The sequence below is a fragment of the Burkholderia sp. 572 genome (assembly GCF_040545135.1).
Taxonomy (GTDB): Bacteria; Pseudomonadota; Gammaproteobacteria; order Burkholderiales; family Burkholderiaceae; genus Burkholderia; species Burkholderia cepacia.
This window is the reverse complement of the sequence record NZ_JBEPLH010000010.1, coordinates 103,709-121,140: the sequence shown is the minus strand read 5'-3', so window position 1 is coordinate 121,140 and position 17,432 is coordinate 103,709. Positions and strand designations below refer to the sequence as shown.

13 protein-coding genes are annotated in these 17,432 nt (G+C 69.4%); 6 read left to right on the top strand and 7 right to left on the bottom strand.

The genetic code is table 11. The features are described 5' to 3' along the window. Positions 1–39 precede the first annotated feature (39 nt). The gene (locus ABIC51_RS20230) at positions 40–474 is read right to left on the bottom strand and encodes a DUF1841 family protein (protein ID WP_027786805.1); all 435 of its coding nucleotides are present in this window, start codon (positions 472–474) and stop codon (positions 40–42) included. Between the two features lie 283 nt (positions 475–757). Between ABIC51_RS20230 and ABIC51_RS20225 the strand changes: the two genes are divergently transcribed. After that, positions 758–1,687 (top strand): DMT family transporter, encoded by a 930-nt coding sequence (locus ABIC51_RS20225; RefSeq protein ID WP_027786806.1) that lies wholly within the window; start codon positions 758–760, stop codon positions 1,685–1,687. A 143-nt stretch (positions 1,688–1,830) separates the two neighbouring features. Here ABIC51_RS20225 and nth read toward each other — a convergent pair whose 3' ends face one another. Continuing rightward, entirely contained in the window at positions 1,831–2,475 is a 645-nt protein-coding gene (gene nth / locus ABIC51_RS20220; RefSeq protein ID WP_027786807.1) for an endonuclease III, read from the bottom strand. Continuing rightward, entirely contained in the window at positions 2,472–3,455 is a 984-nt protein-coding gene (rsxB, locus tag ABIC51_RS20215; RefSeq protein ID WP_027786808.1) for an electron transport complex subunit RsxB, read from the bottom strand. Before rsxB ends, nth begins: the two co-directional genes overlap by 4 nt. 156 nt (positions 3,456–3,611) lie before the next feature. On the opposite strand from rsxB, the gene ABIC51_RS20210 reads away from it, so the two are divergent. Next, complete coding sequence (locus ABIC51_RS20210; RefSeq protein WP_021161256.1) at positions 3,612–4,244, top strand: TetR/AcrR family transcriptional regulator; 633 nt, start codon at positions 3,612–3,614, stop codon at positions 4,242–4,244. Between the two features lie 87 nt (positions 4,245–4,331). On the opposite strand, the gene ABIC51_RS20205 is transcribed toward ABIC51_RS20210, so the two are convergent. Together ABIC51_RS20205 and ABIC51_RS20200 are read right to left on the bottom strand one after the other, a co-directional pair. Then, the gene (locus ABIC51_RS20205) at positions 4,332–5,810 is read right to left on the bottom strand and encodes a polyhydroxyalkanoate depolymerase (protein ID WP_027786809.1); all 1,479 of its coding nucleotides are present in this window, start codon (positions 5,808–5,810) and stop codon (positions 4,332–4,334) included. A gap of 211 nt (positions 5,811–6,021) precedes the next feature. Then, entirely contained in the window at positions 6,022–7,851 is a 1,830-nt protein-coding gene (locus tag ABIC51_RS20200) for a glycoside hydrolase family 15 protein (protein WP_060172951.1), read from the bottom strand. A gap of 166 nt (positions 7,852–8,017) precedes the next feature. On the opposite strand from ABIC51_RS20200, the gene ABIC51_RS20195 reads away from it, so the two are divergent. After that, positions 8,018–9,262, top strand: a complete 1,245-nt coding sequence (locus ABIC51_RS20195) for a lactonase family protein (RefSeq protein ID WP_175898278.1) — start codon at positions 8,018–8,020, stop codon at positions 9,260–9,262. A gap of 94 nt (positions 9,263–9,356) precedes the next feature. On the opposite strand, the gene ABIC51_RS20190 is transcribed toward ABIC51_RS20195, so the two are convergent. Next, positions 9,357–14,282, bottom strand: a complete 4,926-nt coding sequence (locus tag ABIC51_RS20190; RefSeq protein WP_175898280.1) for a DNA translocase FtsK — start codon at positions 14,280–14,282, stop codon at positions 9,357–9,359. 179 nt (positions 14,283–14,461) lie between these two features. After that, complete coding sequence (locus ABIC51_RS20175; protein ID WP_059697969.1) at positions 14,462–15,007, bottom strand: META domain-containing protein; 546 nt, start codon at positions 15,005–15,007, stop codon at positions 14,462–14,464. 213 nt (positions 15,008–15,220) lie between these two features. Between ABIC51_RS20175 and purT the strand changes: the two genes are divergently transcribed. The 3 genes from purT (at position 15,221) to ABIC51_RS20160 (ending at position 17,101) form a co-directional block, all read left to right on the top strand. Next, positions 15,221–16,435 carry a formate-dependent phosphoribosylglycinamide formyltransferase gene (gene purT / locus ABIC51_RS20170; protein WP_175898282.1) on the top strand — a complete coding sequence of 405 codons (1,215 nt, stop codon included), beginning with the start codon at positions 15,221–15,223 and terminating at the stop codon, positions 16,433–16,435. Positions 16,436–16,453: 18 nt separating this feature from the next. Then, positions 16,454–16,639 carry a DUF6726 family protein gene (locus tag ABIC51_RS20165; RefSeq protein WP_027786814.1) on the top strand — a complete coding sequence of 62 codons (186 nt, stop codon included), beginning with the start codon at positions 16,454–16,456 and terminating at the stop codon, positions 16,637–16,639. Positions 16,640–16,720: 81 nt separating this feature from the next. After that, positions 16,721–17,101, top strand: coding sequence for an MliC family protein (locus ABIC51_RS20160; protein ID WP_021161266.1), 381 nt, complete (start codon positions 16,721–16,723; stop codon positions 17,099–17,101). Positions 17,102–17,432: the final 331 nt, after the last annotated feature.

The window sequence follows — 17,432 nt, the reverse complement described above, 5'->3', positions numbered from 1 at the left end:
TGCCCGCGCGCCGGCGCCCGCGGGCCGCCGCGGCGGCGCTCAGTCGCGCGATGCGCGGCGCAGGATGCGCTGCAGGTACGCGTCGGTATCGGGCGGCGTGTTCGTGCGCTGGGCTTCCCAGATCGTCTCGCCGAGGCATTCCATGATCACGTGCTGCGCGTCGTGGGTCGAGTCGAGCTTCGCCGCGAGCTTGTCGTGCGCGGCGCGGATGCCGGGCGGCTGGTCGATCGACAACTGCTCGCTGATCGCGAGATGCATCGACAGGTGCAGGAACGGGTTCGTGCGGCCTTCCTCGGGCGTGTACTCGCGCGCGGTGGCGCCATCGGCGTCGGCGAGTTCGTCGTGGTATTCGGGATGCTCGACGATCCAGTCGGCTGCCATCGCTTCCAGCGGCGTCAGGATCTCGCCGGCGCGCTGCTTGCGCCAGGTCTCGGTGAAAAAGCGACGCACTTCGTCGCGGCTCGGATTGAACATGGTGGGGAAACGTCGTGACTCGGACGGCTTGATGCCGCGTCGCGCATTGTACGCCGGGTCGGCGGGCGGCGCTGGCGGCGGGTTTGGCGCGATCGCGTGGCCGCAGCGGCGGGGGTTCCGCGGGCCTTGCGGGTGAGCGGCGCGGGCCGGTGGCGTGCGCCGCCGGTGCCGGTTAACGGGTAAGCGTGGGGTAAGCGCGGGGTAAGCGCGGGCTAGGCTCGCGGCCGCCGCGCCGTTACACTCCAACGCTTCCCGTCACCGCACCGTTCTCATCCGTTCCGTCATGACCGCCACCGCTCGCCCATCGTCCGCAGCCCTGCAGGGCACGCTCTACGTCGCGCTATCCGCCGCCGCGTTCGGCGCGATGGCGATCTTCGGCCGCTACGCGTATGCGGCCGGTGTCGACGTGCTCGGGCTGCTGATCGTGCGCTTCGCGATCGGCGGCGCGGTGCTCGCCGCGATCGCACGGCATCGCCGCGTCACGTGGCCGCGCGGGCGCTCGCTCGCGCCGCTCGTGGCGATGGGCGCGCTCGGCTACGTCGGGCAGTCGTTCTGCTACTTCAGCGCGCTGCAGCACGCGCAGGCGAGCCTTGTCGCGCTGCTGCTGTACCTGTATCCGGCCTTCGTCACGCTGCTGGCCGCGTGGTGGCTCGGCGAGCACCTCACGCGCGCGAAGGCCGTCGCGCTCGTGCTGTGCGTCGCGGGTTCGGCGCTGATGGTCGGCGGCGGGCATGGCGAGCCGCTCGGGATCGCGCTCGCGCTGGCCGCCGCGGTGATCTATTCGCTGTACATCGTCGGCGGCACGAAGGCGACGCGAGGCGTCGATCCGCTCGCGACCACCGCGATCATCTGCCTGTCGGCGACCGCGACGCTCGTGGCGATCGCCGTCGTGCGGACCGCGGCGTTCGGCGCGCCGCCGCGCTGGCCCGCGACGGCCGGCGGCTGGGCGTCGATGCTTGCGATCGCACTCGTGTCGACGGTCGCGGCGATGATCGCGTTCTTTGCGGGGCTCGAACGGCTTGGGGCCGCGCGCACGTCGATGCTGTCGACGCTCGAACCGGTCGTGACGGTCGCGCTGGCGGCGCTGCTGTTCGGCGAGGCGCTGTCGCCGCTGCAGTGGGCGGGCGGCGTCGCGATCCTGGCTGCCGTGCTGGCGCTGGTGCGCGCGGGTGGCGCGGCGGCCGACGATGCGACCGCGACCTCCAACGCATAGTCGGGAAGGGGAAAGCGGCGGCGCGGATGGCTACGCGCTGTCGCGGCCGCGGTTTGCCGGCGGAGGGCGGCCGGTGGGGCGTGCGTCGAGCGTCGGGCCGCATGGCGTCCGGCGGCTTGCGGCAGGCCGGCCGCGGTTGCGCGTCACTCGTTGGGCGGCGGGGTCTTCGGCTTGAATTCGCACAGCGGCTCGATCGCGCAATGCCAGCATTCGGGCTTGCGGGCCTTGCACACGTAGCGCCCGTGCAGGATCAGCCAGTGATGCGCGTCCTGCAGGAACTCCTTCGGCGTGAACTTCTCGAGCGCGGCCTCGACGGCGCGCACGTCCTTGCCCGGCGCGAGCCCCGTGCGGTTCGCGACGCGGAAGATGTGCGTGTCCACCGCGATCGTCGGCTGGCCGAACGCGGTGTTCAACACGACGTTCGCGGTCTTGCGGCCGACGCCCGGCAGGCCTTCCAGCGCTTCGCGATCGGCCGGCACCTCGCCGTCGTAGCGGTCGAGCAGGATCCGGCACGTCGCGACCACGTTCTTCGCCTTGGTCCGGTACAGGCCGATCGTCTTGATGTACTCGGTGACGCCTTCTTCGCCGAGTGCGACGATTTGTCGCGGGGTGTTCGCGACCGGAAACATCTTCCGCATCGCCTTGTTGACCGATACGTCGGTCGCCTGAGCGGACAGCATCACGGCGATCAGCAGCTCGAACGGCGTCGAGTATTCGAGCTCGGTGGTCGGATGCGGATTGAGGCTCTGCAGCGTTTCGTAGATCGCGCGTCGTTTGCTGGTGTTCATGGAGCGTTCTGGTCGGGCGGTGCGGACGGGCCGTCGTCGCCTGCGTCGTTTTCTTCGTCGTTGCCGCTCGCGGCCGCCGCTTCGGCGTCGCGTTGGGCCTGCTGTTCCGCGAGCCGCTTGCGGCGCGCCTCGGCGGCGTCGATCTGCGCCTGGACGGCCGCGCTCACGCCCTCGGTGTTCTTCGGCCCGGCACCTTGCCCGGACAGTTCTTCCTTCTTCTTGCGCGCACGCTCGAGCGCGGCGGCGATGATCGCGCGCTTCTTCGCTTCGGCGTCATCCGCAGCCGGTGCGGCGGATGGCGTTCCCGCGGAGGCCGCGGCCGGCTTCGCGGCGCTGGCCGCGCGGCGTGCGGCCGCGCGCGCTTCGGCGGCTTCGCGTTCGCGGCGCTGGCGCGCGAGCCGCAGGTCGTGGCGTTCGCGTGCGGCATCGGCCTGTTCCTGCGACCACGCGTCCCAGCCGGTGCGTTCGCCGGTCACCGGCAGCATCGCGATGCAGTCGACCGGGCAGGGCGGCACGCACAGGTCGCAACCCGTGCACAGCGACTCGACGATCGTATGCATCTGCTTCGGCGCACCGACGATCGCGTCGACCGGGCACGCCTGCATGCACAGCGTGCAGCCGATGCACAGGCTTTCGTCGATGAAGGCGACGGCGCGCGGATGCTCGCTGCCGTTCACGGGGTTCAACGGAATCACGGGCTTGCCGAGCAGGCCCGCGAGGCGCGCGATGCCTTCGGCGCCGCCGGGCGGGCACTGGTTGTAGTTCGCGTCGCCGGCGGCGATCGCCTCGGCGTACGGCCGGCAGCCGTTATAGCCGCACTTCGTGCATTGCGTCTGGGGAAGCAGATCTTCGATGCGATCCGCGAGTGTTTTGGAGTCGGTCACGGTGACAACGGGCGCAGCGGCGCCGAATGGCTCTCGGCCGCTTCGGGCGCGGCCGGAAAGGTTTGCCAAAGCTCGATTATCGCCGATTTCCCGCATTGCGCTGGACGCCGTCTGTGCGCATAATCGAACCGCTTTTTTGCAGGGGCTCAGCAGGAGGGCGGCCGCCCGCGGCGCGCCCGTTCCAGGGCGGCCGGCGCCGAGGCGGTGGGGGTGCCGGTCCGGATCAAGCGGCTCACATAGCAAAACGCCACCATGAATCAGCCAAAAATCAAAAGAGATCCTGAAGGTACGCGCCGCCGCATCCTGATGGCGGCAGCCGAAGAGTTCGCGAGTGGAGGGCTGTTCGGCGCGCGCGTCGACCAGATCGCGCGCCGGGCCGAAACCAACGAGCGCATGCTCTATTACTACTTCGGCAGCAAGGAGCAGCTGTTCACGGCCGTGCTCGAACACGCGTTCTCCGCGCTGACCGAGGCCGAGCGCGTGCTCGACCTCGACGGCGTCGCGCCGGTGGAAGCCGTCACGCGGCTCGCGCATTTCGTCTGGGACTACTACCGCGACCATCCGGAACTGCTCAGGCTCATCAACAACGAGAACCTGCACGAAGCGCGCTACCTGCACAAGTCGACGCGGATCCGCGAGATGATGTCGCCGATCGTCGCGAAGCTCGGCAACGTGCTGACGCGCGGCCAGAAGGCCGGGCTGTTCCGCACCGACGTCGATCCGCTGCGCTTCTACGTGACGCTGTCGGGGCTCGGCTACTACATCGTGTCGAACCGCTTCACGCTCGCCGCGACGCTCGGCCGCGATTTCACCGACACCGACGAACGCGCCGAGATGGTCCGCATGAACACCGAGTTGCTGCTCGCGTATCTGCTGCGTCGCTGACGCACCGGCCGGCTGAAGCGGTCGAAGGATGCAAAAACGCCGCCGTGCGCAGGCAACGGCGGCGTTTTTTCGTCGGAACGCGGTGCGTCAGGCGGCCTTGCGCGTACGCACGGCCTTGACGCGCGGGCCGCTGGCGGCGCGTTTCGCGGCCGGTGCGGCCTTGGCCGGCGCCGCTGCGACTGCCTTGGCGGGGGCCTTCGCGCGCGTGCGCTTCGCCGCGGTGGCGCGCGTCGTTTCGAGCGGCGCATGGCTGGCCGGCACGGCGGAGAGCGTCTTGGGCGCCGGCGCATCCGCGGCATCCTTCGTCGCGCCGTGCTTCGGCTCCGGCGCATGCTCGCGGATGAAGTCGCGCAGTTGCGGATAGATGATCGTGCGCCAGCGGCGGCCCGAGAAAATCCCGTAGTGACCGCACTTCTCGGCGGTCAGGCTGCGGCGCTGGTCCTGCGGGATGCCCGTGCACAGCTCGTGCGCGACGTGCGTCTGGCCGCTGCCGGAGATGTCGTCGAGTTCGCCTTCGATCGTCATCAGCGCGGTACGCTTGATGTCCTGCGGACGCACGCGCTCGCCTTCGACATCCCACGTGCCCTCTGCCAGCCGGAATTCCTGGAACACGATGCGGATCGTCTCGAGGTAATACTCGGCGGCCATGTCGAGCACCGCGTTGTATTCGTCATAGAACTGGCGGTGCGCTTCGGCGTCTTCCTCGTCGCCGCGCAGCAGGCTCTGGTAGAAATCCCAGTGCGACTGTGCGTGCCGCTCCGGGTTCATCGCGACGAAACCCGTGTGCTGAAGGAAGCCCGGATACACCTGGCGGCCTTCGCCCGGGTAGTTCGCGGGCACCGTGTGGATCACGTTGTTCTCGAACCACGCGGTCGAGTGCTGCGTGGCGAGCGAATTCACCGACGTCGGGCTGCGGCGCGCATCGATCGGGCCGCCCATCATTGTCATCGTGAGCGGCGTGTCCTCGCCGCGGCTCGCCATCAGCGAGATCGCCGCGAGCACCGGCACCGTCGGCTGGCACACCGAGATCACGTGCAGGTTGCGCGCGCCGATGTGACGGATGAATTCCTGGATGTATGCGATGTAGTCGTGCAGGTGGAACGGGCCGACCTCGACCGGCACCATCCGCGCGTCGATCCAGTCGGTGATGTACACCTTGTGATCCTGCAGCAGCGTGCGCACGGTGTCGCGCAGCAGCGTCGAGTGGTGGCCCGACAGCGGCGCGCAGACCAGCACGACCGGCTCGTCCTTCAGCTGCGTGACGGCATCGGCGTCGTCCGAATAGCGCTTGAAGCGCAGCAGCCGGCAGAACGGCTTCTCGACGATCGTCTGCTCGACGATCGGGATGTTGTGGCCGTCCTTGACGATCTGGTGAATGTTGAACTCGGGCTTCTCGTAATCCTTGCCGAGCCGGTACATCAGCTCGTACGCGGCGGCCATCCGCGGCGCGCCGGGCATCAGCGAGAACGGGCTGGACGGATTGGCGAACGATTTGGACGCGGCCTGGGCCCAGGCCGTCAGCGGGCTCAGCATGGCTCGCTGGAATTCGTGCAGTTGGTAAAGCATGCAGACTACTCCCGCGTGGGGGACGGTGCGCAAGGGCGGCGTGAGGCGTCGCGGCGTGCCGTGTGGGTCAGCGGCCGGCCATGTTGCACTGCAGCCGGACAATCGCGTCGATCATATCGGACAACGATGGGTGGTGCAATGCAACATTTCCCCGATTTTTCATCAAAGTTTTGCGATTTGACGTTCTCTGAACAAGCCGCTCGCGCCCCGTTCAGCGCCCCGTGGCGACGGCCGGCGCCGGCTGGCCGGCCGCGCGCGCCATCGCGTCCTCGTGGTGCATCAGGTTCATCGCGGTATGCACGAGCGCCACGTGCGAGAACGCCTGCGGGAAATTGCCGACGAGCCGCCCGGCCACCGGGTCGTATTCCTCGGCGAGCAGCCCGAGGTCGTTCGACAGCGCGAGCAGCCGGCTGAACAGGCGGTGCGCGTCGTCGATCCGGCCCAGCAGCGCATAGTTGTCGACCAGCCAGAAACTGCACGCGAGAAACGTGCCTTCGCCGGGCGGCAGGCCGTCGTCGTATTCGGTCGTGCGGTAGCGCATCACGAGCCCGTCGTGCAGCAACTCCCGCTCGATCGCTTCGACCGTGCCGACGATGCGCGGATCTTCCGGCGGCAGGAAGCCGAGCAGCGGCATCAGCAGCACGCTCGCGTCGAGTTCGTCGCTGCCGTAGCTCTGTGCAAACGCCCGTTTGCTTTCGTGCCACGCGTTGTCGCACACGTCGGCATGGATCTGCTCGCGCAGCGCGCGCCAGCGGTCGAGCGAGCCGGGCAGTCGGAACATCTCCGCCGACTTGATCGCGCGGTCGAACGCGACCCACGCCATCACCTTCGAGAACGTGAAATGGCGGCGGCCGCCGCGCGTTTCCCAGATGCCTTCGTCGGGCTCCTGCCAGATCTTCTCGAGATGGTCGAGCAGCGCGCACTGCACCGACCACACCGTGTCGTCGGCCTGCAGGCCGCCCACGCGCGCGAGGTGCAGCGCGGCCATCACCTCGCCGAATACGTCGAGCTGGAGCTGGTTCGCGGCGCCGTTGCCCACGCGCACCGGCTTCGAGTCCTGGTAGCCGGGCAGCCAGTCGAGTTCCATTTCCGGGAGCCGGCGTTCGCCGGCGATCCCGTACATGATCTGGATCTGTTCGGGCGAGCCGGCCATCACGCGGCCGAGCCACGTGCGCCACGCGCGCGCCTCGTCGTAGTAGCCGCCGCGCATCAGCGCGAGCAGCGTGATCGTCGCGTCGCGCAGCCAGCAGTAGCGGTAGTCCCAGTTGCGATTGCCGCCGATCTTCTCGGGCAGCGACGTGGTCGGCGCCGCGACGATCCCGCCGGTCGGCTCGTACGCCAGTGCCTTCAGCGTGATCAGCGAACGGCGCACGGCGGCCGCGTAGCGGCCCTGCACCTGGCAGCGGCCCGACCATTCGAGCCAGTAGTTCTCGGTGCGCGCGAGCATCGACAGCGGATCGCGTGCGGGCGGCAGCCGCATGTGGGACGCCGCATAGCTGAGCGAGAACGGCACGCGTTCATCGGCGTTCACGGTGAATTCCGCGAGCGTATGGAGGTTCTTGCCGGTGAGCGGCACCGGCGTGCGCAGCACGACGGTGTCAGGGCCCGCGATCGCCTTCATGCCGTCCTCGCGGGTCAGCTGCGTGACCCACGGAATCGAGAAACCGTAGTCGAAGCGCAGCACGAGCTCCATGCGCATCTTCATCGTGCCGTGGCGGCCGATGACGATCCGCACCAGCTCGGACCAGCCGTTGCCGGGCGGCATGAAGTCGACCACGGTGACGGCACCGTCGGCGCTTTCGTAGTCGGTTTCGAGAATCAGCGTGTCGCCGCGATAGCGGCGCGACGTGTGCGTGATCGCGGCATCGGCGGCCGGCGCGAGCAGCCAGCGGCCGTGCTCGGGGGTGCCGAGAAGCGCCGCGAAGCAGGCGCCCGAATCGAAGCGGGGCCAGCACAGCCAGTCTACGGAGCCGTCTTTGGCGACCAGCGCGGCGGTGTGGCCGTCGCCGACGAGGGCGTAGTCTTCGATCAGGGCAGGCATGGGCAGGCGATCCTTGGGTATTCGAGTTCACAATGCGGACGGCGGCGGCCAAGGCTTCACGCGCGGGCGCCGCGCCCCGTATACTCGGCCGGGCGGCGGAGCGCATGAACGGCCGGCGTTTCGTCCTATCTCAACACTTGAAGCGACTCGATGCAAGGAGGATTCAATGCCCAACCGTTTACGCGAGCGTGACGCACGCGCTTCGACACGAGGGTTCCCGCTTAGGCTCGCTCACTGGATGAAAGGTTTCGCGATCGTGCTCTCCCTTTCCGCGACCCATGCATTTGCGCAGCAATCGCCCGCTCCGGCCGACGGCGTGTACAACCTGCTCGTGGGCACCTACACGGGCGGCGGCAGCGACGGGATCTATGTTTACCGCTTCGATACGAAAACCGGCAGCGTCGCGCCGGTGTCGTCGGCGAAGACGGTGAATCCGTCGTATCTGTTGCCGAGCCGCGACGGTCGTACCGTCTACGCGGTCAACGAACTGCCCGGCGACGACGGGCCGGCGTCGCAGCGCGGCGGCGTCAGCGCCTTCCGCTTCGACGCGAAGACGGGCGCGCTGAGCTTCATCGACCGCGTGTCGTCGGAAGGGAACGATCCTTGCTATCTCGCGCTGTCGCCGGACGGCAAGTACCTCGTGACGGCCAATTACTCGGTCGCGAAGGACCCGGGCGGCAGCTTCGCGGTGTTTCCGCTGCGCGACGACGGCGCGGTCGGCCAGGCCGTGCTGACGGTGCACCACGAGGGCACGGGGCCCGTGAAGGGCCGTCAGGACGGCGCGCACGTGCATTCGACGGTGTTTTCGCCGGATGGCCATTACCTGTTCGTGCAGGATCTCGGCGCGGACAAGGTCTACGGCTACCGGTACACGGTGGACGGCAGCCGCGGGCTGATCAGCCCGACCGACACGCGCTACACGCCGGTCAAGGCGGGTTCGGGCCCGCGTCACATGGTGTTCAGCGCCGACGGCCGGTACGCGTACGTGACGAGCGAGCTCAACGCGGCGGTCGAGGTGTTCGGCTACCACGACGGCAAGCTGACGCCGGTCGAGACCGTATCGATGACCGCGCCGGGCTTCAAGGGCAAGGTCGGCGGCGGTGCGATCCACCTGTCGCCTGACGGCCGCTTCCTGTACGTGAGCAACCGCGGCGATGTGAACGACCTGGTGATCTACGCGGTGAACCAGGCCGACGGCCGGTTGAAGCCCGTCGGCCGCCAGTCGAGCCTCGGCAAGACGCCGCGCGAGTTCCTGATCGACCCGACCGGCAAGTGGCTGATCGTCGGCAACCAGGACAGCGATACGTTCTACGTGTTCAGCCGCAATGTGGAAACGGGGCAACTGGGCCCGAATCCGCAGAAGGTGGCGGTCGGCAAGCCGGTCGATTTCAAGCTGGTGCCGGTGCAGTAAATGACAAAGGGCGCTGCCGATGCAGCGCCCTTTGCTTTACGGGGCGGCCGGTTTCCCGGTGGCCCGCATCGGTGGACGGCGGCCGCCGCCGCGCTCAGTCGGCCGCGGCCGGCACGAGCACCTCGCGGCTGCCGTTGATGCCCATCGGCGACACCAGCCCGGCCGCCTCCATCTGCTCGACGAGGCGTGCGGCGCGGTTGTAGCCGATGCGCAACTGCCGCTGCACCGACGAGATCGACGCGCGCCGCGTGCGCACGACGAACGCGACGGCTTCGTCGTACAGCGGATCGGCCTCCGCGTCCGGCGCATCGCCGAACAGGTCCTGCGTCGCGCCGTCGGCGGCCGGGCCGTCGAGGATCCCTTCCTCGTACTGCGGTTCGCCGAACTGTTTCAGGTACTCGACGATCCGGTGCACTTCCTCGTCGGCGACGAATGCGCCGTGCACGCGCTGCGGATAACCGGTGCCTGGCGGCAGGAACAGCATGTCGCCCATCCCGAGCAGCGATTCGGCGCCCATCTGGTCGAGAATCGTGCGCGAGTCGATCTTCGACGACACCTGGAACGCGACGCGCGTCGGGATGTTCGCCTTGATCAGGCCCGTGATCACGTCGACGGACGGGCGCTGCGTCGCGAGGATCAGGTGGATGCCGGCCGCGCGCGCTTTCTGCGCGAGACGGGCGATCAGTTCCTCGATCTTCTTGCCGGCCACCATCATCAGGTCGGCCAGCTCGTCGATCACGACGACGATCAGCGGCAGCGTCGACAGCGGCTCGGGGTCCTCGGGCGTCAGCGAGAACGGGTTGCCGATCTTCTTTTCCTTCGCTTCGGCATCGCGGATCTTCTGGTTGAAGCCCGCGAGGTTGCGCACGCCGACGGCCGACATCAGCCGGTAGCGCTTCTCCATCTCGCCGACGCACCAGTTCAGCGCGTTGGCCGCGAGCTTCATGTCGGTGACGACCGGCGCGAGCAGGTGCGGGATGCCTTCGTAGACCGACAGCTCCAGCATCTTCGGGTCGATCATGATGAGCCGCACGTCCTCGGGTGTCGCCTTGTACAGCAGCGACAGGATCATCGCGTTGATCGCGACCGACTTGCCCGAGCCCGTCGTGCCCGCGACGAGCATGTGCGGCGCCTTCGCGAGATCGGTGACGACCGGATGGCCGGTGATGTCCTTGCCCATCGCGATCGTCAGTTGCGAGGCCGAGTGCTGGTACTGGCGCGACTCGAGGATTTCCGACAGGCGGATCATCTGGCGCTTCGCATTCGGCAGTTCGAGGCCCATGCAGGTCTTGCCGGGAATCGTCTCGACGACGCGGATCGACGTGAGGCCGAGGCCGCGCGACAGGTCCTTCATCAGCCCGACGATCTGGCTGCCCCGCACGCCGAGCGCGGGTTCGATCTCGAAGCGCGTGATCACGGGGCCGGCCGATGCGCCGACCACCGTTACCGGCACCTTGAATTCCTGCAGCCGCTGTTCGATGACCTGCGCGGTTTGCGCGAGGTGTTCGTCGGTGATCGTTTCGATGTCGTCGGACGCGGGTTCGAGCAGGTCGAGGGTCGGCAGTTCGACGTTGAACGTCGCGGGCGCGTGGAATTCGAACGCGTTCGGGCGCGGCGGGCGGGCGGGGGTGTCGGGGGCCGGTGCGGCGGGTTCGGTTGTTGCCGCGGCGGCGGTCGCTTCTGCCGGCGGGGCAGCGGGAATCGCCGGTACGGGCGTGACCGCCGCCGGTGCGGACTGGCTCGCGCCGGGGAATGTCGTGGCGGGTTGCGGGGCTGCGGCTGCCGGTGTCGCGGTGACGTTCGGCACGTGCCAGCTTGCCGGCGACGAGGCCGGGGTGGGGGCGGGCGGGGCTGCGAACGTCGTGGCTTCGATCGCGGCAGGTGCGGAAGCGATCGACGGAGTCAGTGTCGCGGCGGTTGCCCCGAAGGACGGCAGCGAGCCGGTCGGAGCGACGGGCGAGCCGGAGATCGGTTGCGCCGGAGTCGCTGCGGCGGACGTGATCGGTGCGACGGCGCCGGGCGACGGTGCAGTCGTGTCGGAAACGGCCGAAGGCACGGGCAGGCTTGCGGCCGGCTGCGGTGCGACCGCGCCGGAGGTGCCGAACGTGCCGAATGTCGTACCCGTCGATGAGCTTGCCGGGTTGGCCGGCGCCGGCGCGGGCGAGCCGGACGCGGTGTTCACGGGCATCGCGGCAGCGAGCGCGGGTGCGACAGCCGGTGCGGGCGCGGTCGGACCGGATGTCGAAGCCGACGTGCCGGCCGTCGACGGAGTCACGACGGGCGATGTGGGCATCGATGCACGGGGGAACGAACCGTAAGTCGTGCCCGTTTCGCTAACCGGGGCTGTCGACGCAACCGATGCAACGGTCGATGTCGACGCGGCCGGCTGCGAAGGCGAAGCCGACGCAGTACCAGTTACGCCGACCGGGGATGCTGATGGGGCGGATGCAGGTGTCGGTGCCAATGCGGCCGGCTGCGAAAGCGAAGCCGACGCAGCACCGGCTACGCCGACCGGGGATGTCGATGGGGCAGATGTAGCGGTCGATGCCAATGCGGCCGGCTGCGGCAGTGAAGCCGACGCAGTACCGGTTACACCGATTGAGGATGCTGTTGCACCCGATGCCGCGGTCGATGCCGATGCGGCCGGCTGCGAAAGCGAAGCCAACGCAGCGCCGGTTGCGCCGATTGCGGATGTCGACGCGACTGATGCAGCGGTCGATGCCGACGCAGGCGACTGAGCAGGCGAACCGGATGTCGTGCCGGTCACGCGATCCATTGAAGCGGTCTCGGCGACAGGCGATGTCCCCGAAGCGGATGCAGGTGTTTGCGCGGTCGAGCCTTGAGCGGTGCCGACGAGCGGCGACGCAGCAGCCGAAGCCGTCTGCGTTGCGGCGGCAAACGGTTGAGCGGCGACCGACGATTTCGGCAATTCCACGGCGGCGGTCGTATTCGTCGGGGCAGATCGTGCCGTCGACGGTTTCCAAGTCCATTCCGCTGCCGGCGCGGAGCCCTGAGCGCTTGCCGCCGGCGGTGCCGCAAGTTCTGCCGCGTCTGCCTTGACGGCTTCCGGTGCTGCACCCGACACGGCCGATCCCGACGTTGCCGACACCGCCGCAAACGGCCTGGCTTCGGCACTTGCGCGCGACGTCGTTTCGGTGATCGGCGAAGAGGGGAGGGCCGCGAACGGTGCGATGTTCCCTGTCGCTTTCACGTCGGCGTGCGCATCGTCGATGCCCTGCGGCATGCGGGCCGATGCGATGTGATCGATTGCGGGAGCCGGTTGCACCGTGTACCTGTCGTCGTTATCGACGGGCGCCGGCAGGTTGCTCGCGGCGATGTCGCGAGCCGCCTCGCGCCTGGGTTGCGCGGCGGCGGCATCGGCCGGTTCCGATTCCGTCGCGTCCGTCGACGACTCGGCGGCCGGGTTCCACGCGGATGCGTCGAACGCGGAAACCGGCCGGCTGGCGAGGTCTTCCCACGGTGCGAGGTCGATAGGCGCGTCGAACGAAGGTGAGGGTGCGGACGGGATTCCCGGCGTCGGCGCGGCAGGCGCATCGTCGGCGTACCGGATCTCGTCGTCGGCGTGATGCGAAAACGCGGCATCGTCGCTGCCGGTATTCGGCAGCGCGTGCGGGGCGGCCGCGTCGAGCGCCACGGTGCCCGCATCGGCACCCGGTGCATGAACAGCGGGCGCCGCCGGCATGAACGCGTCGAGCACGATCGGTGCGTTGTCGTCGTACGCCGGCGCCGCATCGTGTGCGAGCGACACAGCGGCGTCATGCGCGGCGAGGCCGTGGGTCGCGGCGGCGATCCCGGCCGGCACGGCCGGCACGGTCGATGCGGCCGCCGATGCCGGCGCCGCAACGCCGGCCGCTGCCGCGGCCACACCGGCCACGGTAGCGGCTGCGGCGGCAGCGTGCCCGGCGTCGGCCGGCTGCGCACCGCCCAGCGTCGCCCATTGCGCGGTGCTGGCCTCGATCGAGCGCAGCGTGTCGTGCACGCTCGGTGCCGGCGCGATCGGCGCGGCGGGTTTTTCCGTCCATGCATAGAGCGGCGCACGCGCCGGTGTTTGCGGCGCCGGACGACGTCGTGCCGTATCCGCAGGCTGGCCGGCCGAACCTGCGCCTGCGACGGGGCGTACCGGCGGGCGCTGCGGCTGCGCGGCGGCCGGCCGCGGCGTGACCGTGGTACGCGGCGTAGTCGGCTTCAATGCGGCCGTGGCCGGTCGCGCGGCTGTCGGCCGCGGGCGGACGGGTTCGAATCCGACGGGAAGCGGGGCTGGATCGGGGCGCGGGACCTGCGAATTCGCCGCTGCGCGTGCCAGGCTTGCGGTGCTGCCGGTCGTCGGTGGCGGCATCGCGCTGGCCGGGGGGATCGGTGCGGGCTGCGTCGGCGCGCGCTGGGGCGCGGTCGGCTTCAACCAGCCCGACGGCGCGACGGGTTCCACGTGGGGGCGCGGGGGCGTGCTGCTGCGCGGCTTCGGCCGCGCCTGCGGATCGGGTTTCCACAGCGTCGGACGCGAATACCGGCCGTTCTGGCGCGGCGCCATCGAATTGACGGTATGCGCGGTGGTCGGCTGTACGACGTCGTCGTCGCGATGCAGCGCGCTGCGCGGCAGGTCGGCAATGCCGCGGGCGTCGTCGTCGCCGCCGTCGCGTGACAGCTTGACGCCGAACGACGTGTCGACCCAGGCGGCGAACTGTCGCCAGCCGATGCCGGTCAACCAGGGCAGCCCGGCGAAGAACAGCACGACCATCGCGACCGGCGTGCCGATCGGGCCGAGCACGTGGGCGAAGCCTGCCGAGAACGCATGGCCGAGCGCGTTCGTGTCGGGGCCCGACAGCGGGCTCGTCAGCGTGCAGCTGGCCACGAACACCGCGGCGAAGCCGAGCCACAGACGGATCGAGCCGCGGCCGGCGAGGCCGCCGCCGCCGGGCAGCATCGCCTGCACGAGACGCCAGAAGAGAAGGAGGAACCAGACGGCGGAGATGCCGAACCAGCCGAAGACAACCGTGTGCATGCTTTGAAACAGGAGTGGGGAGGGGCGCGCGGGGCGCGACCCGCCGAGTTTAACCGGCCGGCGAACAAGACTCTAACGCGGCGTGCATCCGCTTCACGCCGCGCACGTGGGTGCGCGGCACACGCGCGTGGCGCGCCACGCGAAGGCGGTCGGTCGGCCTTCGCGCGCGCGGTGCTGCATCAGGGGCTCCGGTGCGTGAAGGTCAGCGTTGCGCCGGACGCGGTCACGATCTGCAATTGCTGCGGCTCGCGCATCTGCACGCCGGTCTTGTCGATGTGGGCGAGTGCGTCGAGGTACGCGGGTTCGAGCTGGCCGCCGAGCGTATTCGGGCAGGCCATCCGCGTGCCGGCGAGCGGCCCGAAGCTCAACAGGCCGTTCTTGATCGCGTAGGTGCCCATGTAGCGGTTGCAGCCCGAGAACCCGCTCGCGCGCCGGATGCCCGACTCGGTCGACAGCGCGAGCTTGATCGGCTCGCCGTTGTCGCCGTGCGGGATCGCGCGCTGCGTGCCGTCGGCGTTCAGCCAGCTGGTGAGCTCCCAGCTCGTGTCGTCGAGCAGCTGGACGGCGGCCGGGTTGTACGGGTCGGGCGCGGGGGCGGCGGAATCGGGGTGGGTCGGCATCGCGCAGGCGGCGAGAAGCGTGGCAAGCGTCAACGCGCAGAGCGGCGCGCGCAACGGGCGAAGCAGGCCGGTGCGTGCGCGTGCGGCCGCGGACAGGTGGGACATGAGCCTCGTTCCTCATCGGATTCTGATCAAGGCGTAAGAGTAACGCACCCGCCCCGCGGCAGGCGAGCCGACACTTCGCGCGTGAAAACGTTCGCAGCCCGCTCGCGAGCGGCCCGAGGCGGGGCGGCGGCACGGCGAAACGCGCCAAACCGGTGTCGTGGCGCGTGTTAACATCGGAGCCGTTTTCGTCCTCCACCAGAAGCGGGTAATCACATGCAGATCGGTCAGCGGCTCGGTACGCCGCTCTCATCCTCGGCCACGCGCGTCATGCTGCTCGGCGCCGGCGAGCTCGGCAAGGAAGTCATCATCGCGTTGCAGCGTCTCGGTGTCGAAGTCATCGCGGTCGACCGCTATCCGGACGCACCCGGCCATCAGGTCGCGCATCGCGCGCACGTGATCGACATGACCGACGCCGCCGCGCTGCGCGCGATCGTCGAGGCCGAACGCCCGCACCTGATCGTGCCCGAGATCGAGGCGATCGCGACCGACGCGCTCGCGGCGATCGAGGCGGCCGGGCTCGCCGAGGTGATCCCGACCGCGCGCGCAACGCAGCTCACGATGAACCGCGAAGGGATCCGCCGGCTCGCGGCCGAGGAGCTCGGCCTGCCGACGTCCCCGTATGCGTTCGCGGATTCGTTCGAAGCGTTCAGCGCGGCCGTCTCGAAGATCGGCATGCCGTGCGTCGTGAAACCCGTGATGTCGTCGTCGGGCAAGGGGCAGTCGGTCGTGAAGACCGAGGCCGACGTGAAGCCGGCGTGGGACTACGCGATGGCGGGCGGGCGCGTGAACCACGGCCGCGTGATCGTCGAAGGCTTCATCGATTTCGACTACGAGATCACGCAGCTCACCGTGCGCGCGATCGATCCGGCGACGGACGCCACGCGTACCTATTTCTGCGAGCCGGTCGGCCACGTGCAGGTGGCGGGCGACTACGTCGAGTCGTGGCAGCCGCAGCCGATGAGCGCGGCGGCGCTCGAGAAGTCGCGCGAGATCGCGCACAAGGTCACCGAGGCACTCGGCGGGCGCGGGCTGTTCGGCGTCGAGCTGTTCGTGCGCGGCGACGACGTGTGGTTCTCCGAGGTGAGCCCGCGGCCGCACGATACGGGCCTCGTCACGCTCGCGTCGCAGCGCCAGTCCGAGTTCGAGCTGCACGCGCGTGCGATTCTCGGGCTGCCGGTCGATCCGACGCTCGGTTCGCCGGCCGCGTCGGCCGTGATCTACGGCGGCCTCGACGAGCGCGGCATCGCGTTCGAAGGCGTGCGCGACGCGCTCGCGGTGCCGGGCGCCGACCTGCGCCTGTTCGGTAAGCCGGAAAGTTTTGCGAAGCGGCGCATGGGCGTCGCGCTGGCGACCGGCGCGACCGTCGACGAAGCCCGCGAACGCGCGAAGCGTGCCGCCGCGGCCGTCCGGCCCGTGTCGGCGCGCTGACGTAACCAGGAGAGGACGATGACGCCAAGGTGGCTGCGTATCGGAAAGCTGGGCGCCGCACTGGCGCTGGTCGCGAGTCTCGCGGGTTGCGGCGTCGCGGCCGCGCCGTGCCGGGTGGCCTCGGCCGGGCTCAAGATCGTGCCGCTCGTCGGCCATCTCGCGGCCGCGCCGACCGACGCGTGTGCCGACGTCATCGATCCCTGATCACGCTATACGACGCGATCGCCAACAATAATTGCGCGCCCCGCGAGGGCGCGTTTCCACCCGTCTCGTGAGAGGACCTGCATGATTCGCCAAACGCTCGCCGCGCTCGCGCTCGCCGGCACCGCCGTTTCCGTCGCGCATGCCGCGCAACTGACCGTCGAAGAGATCGACGCCGATTCGCGCCAGTTCGCCGTCTACCAGTGCGCGAACCAGAAACAGCCCGTGCGCGTGTCGTACTGGCTCGCGGGCAACGGCCAGAGCTTCGCGCTCGTGCCGGTCAACGGGAAGCAGATGCTGTTCGTCGACACCGTGTCGGCGTCCGGCGCGCGCTATCAGGCCGGCCGCTATACGTGGTGGACGAAGGGCAAGGAAGCGACGCTGCGCGACGAGATCGCCGACCAGAATGCGCCGCCGCTGCTGGGCGACTGCGTCCAGGTCGAGAAGAAAAAGAAGAAGGGCTGAGCGACGGGCGGGAACGTGGATCGTGCCTGGCGGTGGCAGCCGGCGGCAGGCTTCCGGCGTGACTGCCTGGCAAGCGGGGCGGCGGCGGGCGATCAGGCAAGACGATCCGGAATCTGACCCCTGAAATTATCCATCGACCGATCGGGATAGCCCGATCGGGGCATTCGTCGACCGCGCGGGCCTGCCCGGGCCCGTCGCGCGTACCGCCGTTGGGGCCGTTCGCGGCGTTGTCACGGACAGATGGCTGCGCAGTGCTACAATACGCCCCTTTCCGCCGGCATTCGCGCCGAACGGAGTCCGCACGGCCTGGCGTCCAGCGTTCGCATTGAAC

Excerpts from the sequence above, each read along its gene's own strand:
- ABIC51_RS20200 (WP_060172951.1), bottom strand. The coding sequence starts at position 7,851 with ATGCCTGCCCTGATCGAAGACTACGCCCTCGTCGGCGACGGCCACACC.
- ABIC51_RS20195 (WP_175898278.1), top strand. The coding sequence starts at position 8,018 with ATGCCCAACCGTTTACGCGAGCGTGACGCACGCGCTTCGACACGAGGG.
- ABIC51_RS20225 (WP_027786806.1), top strand. The coding sequence starts at position 758 with ATGACCGCCACCGCTCGCCCATCGTCCGCAGCCCTGCAGGGCACGCTC.
- ABIC51_RS20190 (WP_175898280.1), bottom strand. The coding sequence starts at position 14,282 with ATGCACACGGTTGTCTTCGGCTGGTTCGGCATCTCCGCCGTCTGGTTC.
- nth (WP_027786807.1), bottom strand. The coding sequence starts at position 2,475 with ATGAACACCAGCAAACGACGCGCGATCTACGAAACGCTGCAGAGCCTC.
- ABIC51_RS20175 (WP_059697969.1), bottom strand. The coding sequence starts at position 15,007 with ATGTCCCACCTGTCCGCGGCCGCACGCGCACGCACCGGCCTGCTTCGC.
- purT (WP_175898282.1), top strand. The coding sequence starts at position 15,221 with ATGCAGATCGGTCAGCGGCTCGGTACGCCGCTCTCATCCTCGGCCACG.
- ABIC51_RS20210 (WP_021161256.1), top strand. The coding sequence starts at position 3,612 with ATGAATCAGCCAAAAATCAAAAGAGATCCTGAAGGTACGCGCCGCCGC.
- ABIC51_RS20165 (WP_027786814.1), top strand. The coding sequence starts at position 16,454 with ATGACGCCAAGGTGGCTGCGTATCGGAAAGCTGGGCGCCGCACTGGCG.
- ABIC51_RS20160 (WP_021161266.1), top strand. The coding sequence starts at position 16,721 with ATGATTCGCCAAACGCTCGCCGCGCTCGCGCTCGCCGGCACCGCCGTT.
- rsxB (WP_027786808.1), bottom strand. The coding sequence starts at position 3,455 with ATGCGGGAAATCGGCGATAATCGAGCTTTGGCAAACCTTTCCGGCCGC.
- ABIC51_RS20230 (WP_027786805.1), bottom strand. The coding sequence starts at position 474 with ATGTTCAATCCGAGCCGCGACGAAGTGCGTCGCTTTTTCACCGAGACC.
- ABIC51_RS20205 (WP_027786809.1), bottom strand. The coding sequence starts at position 5,810 with ATGCTTTACCAACTGCACGAATTCCAGCGAGCCATGCTGAGCCCGCTG.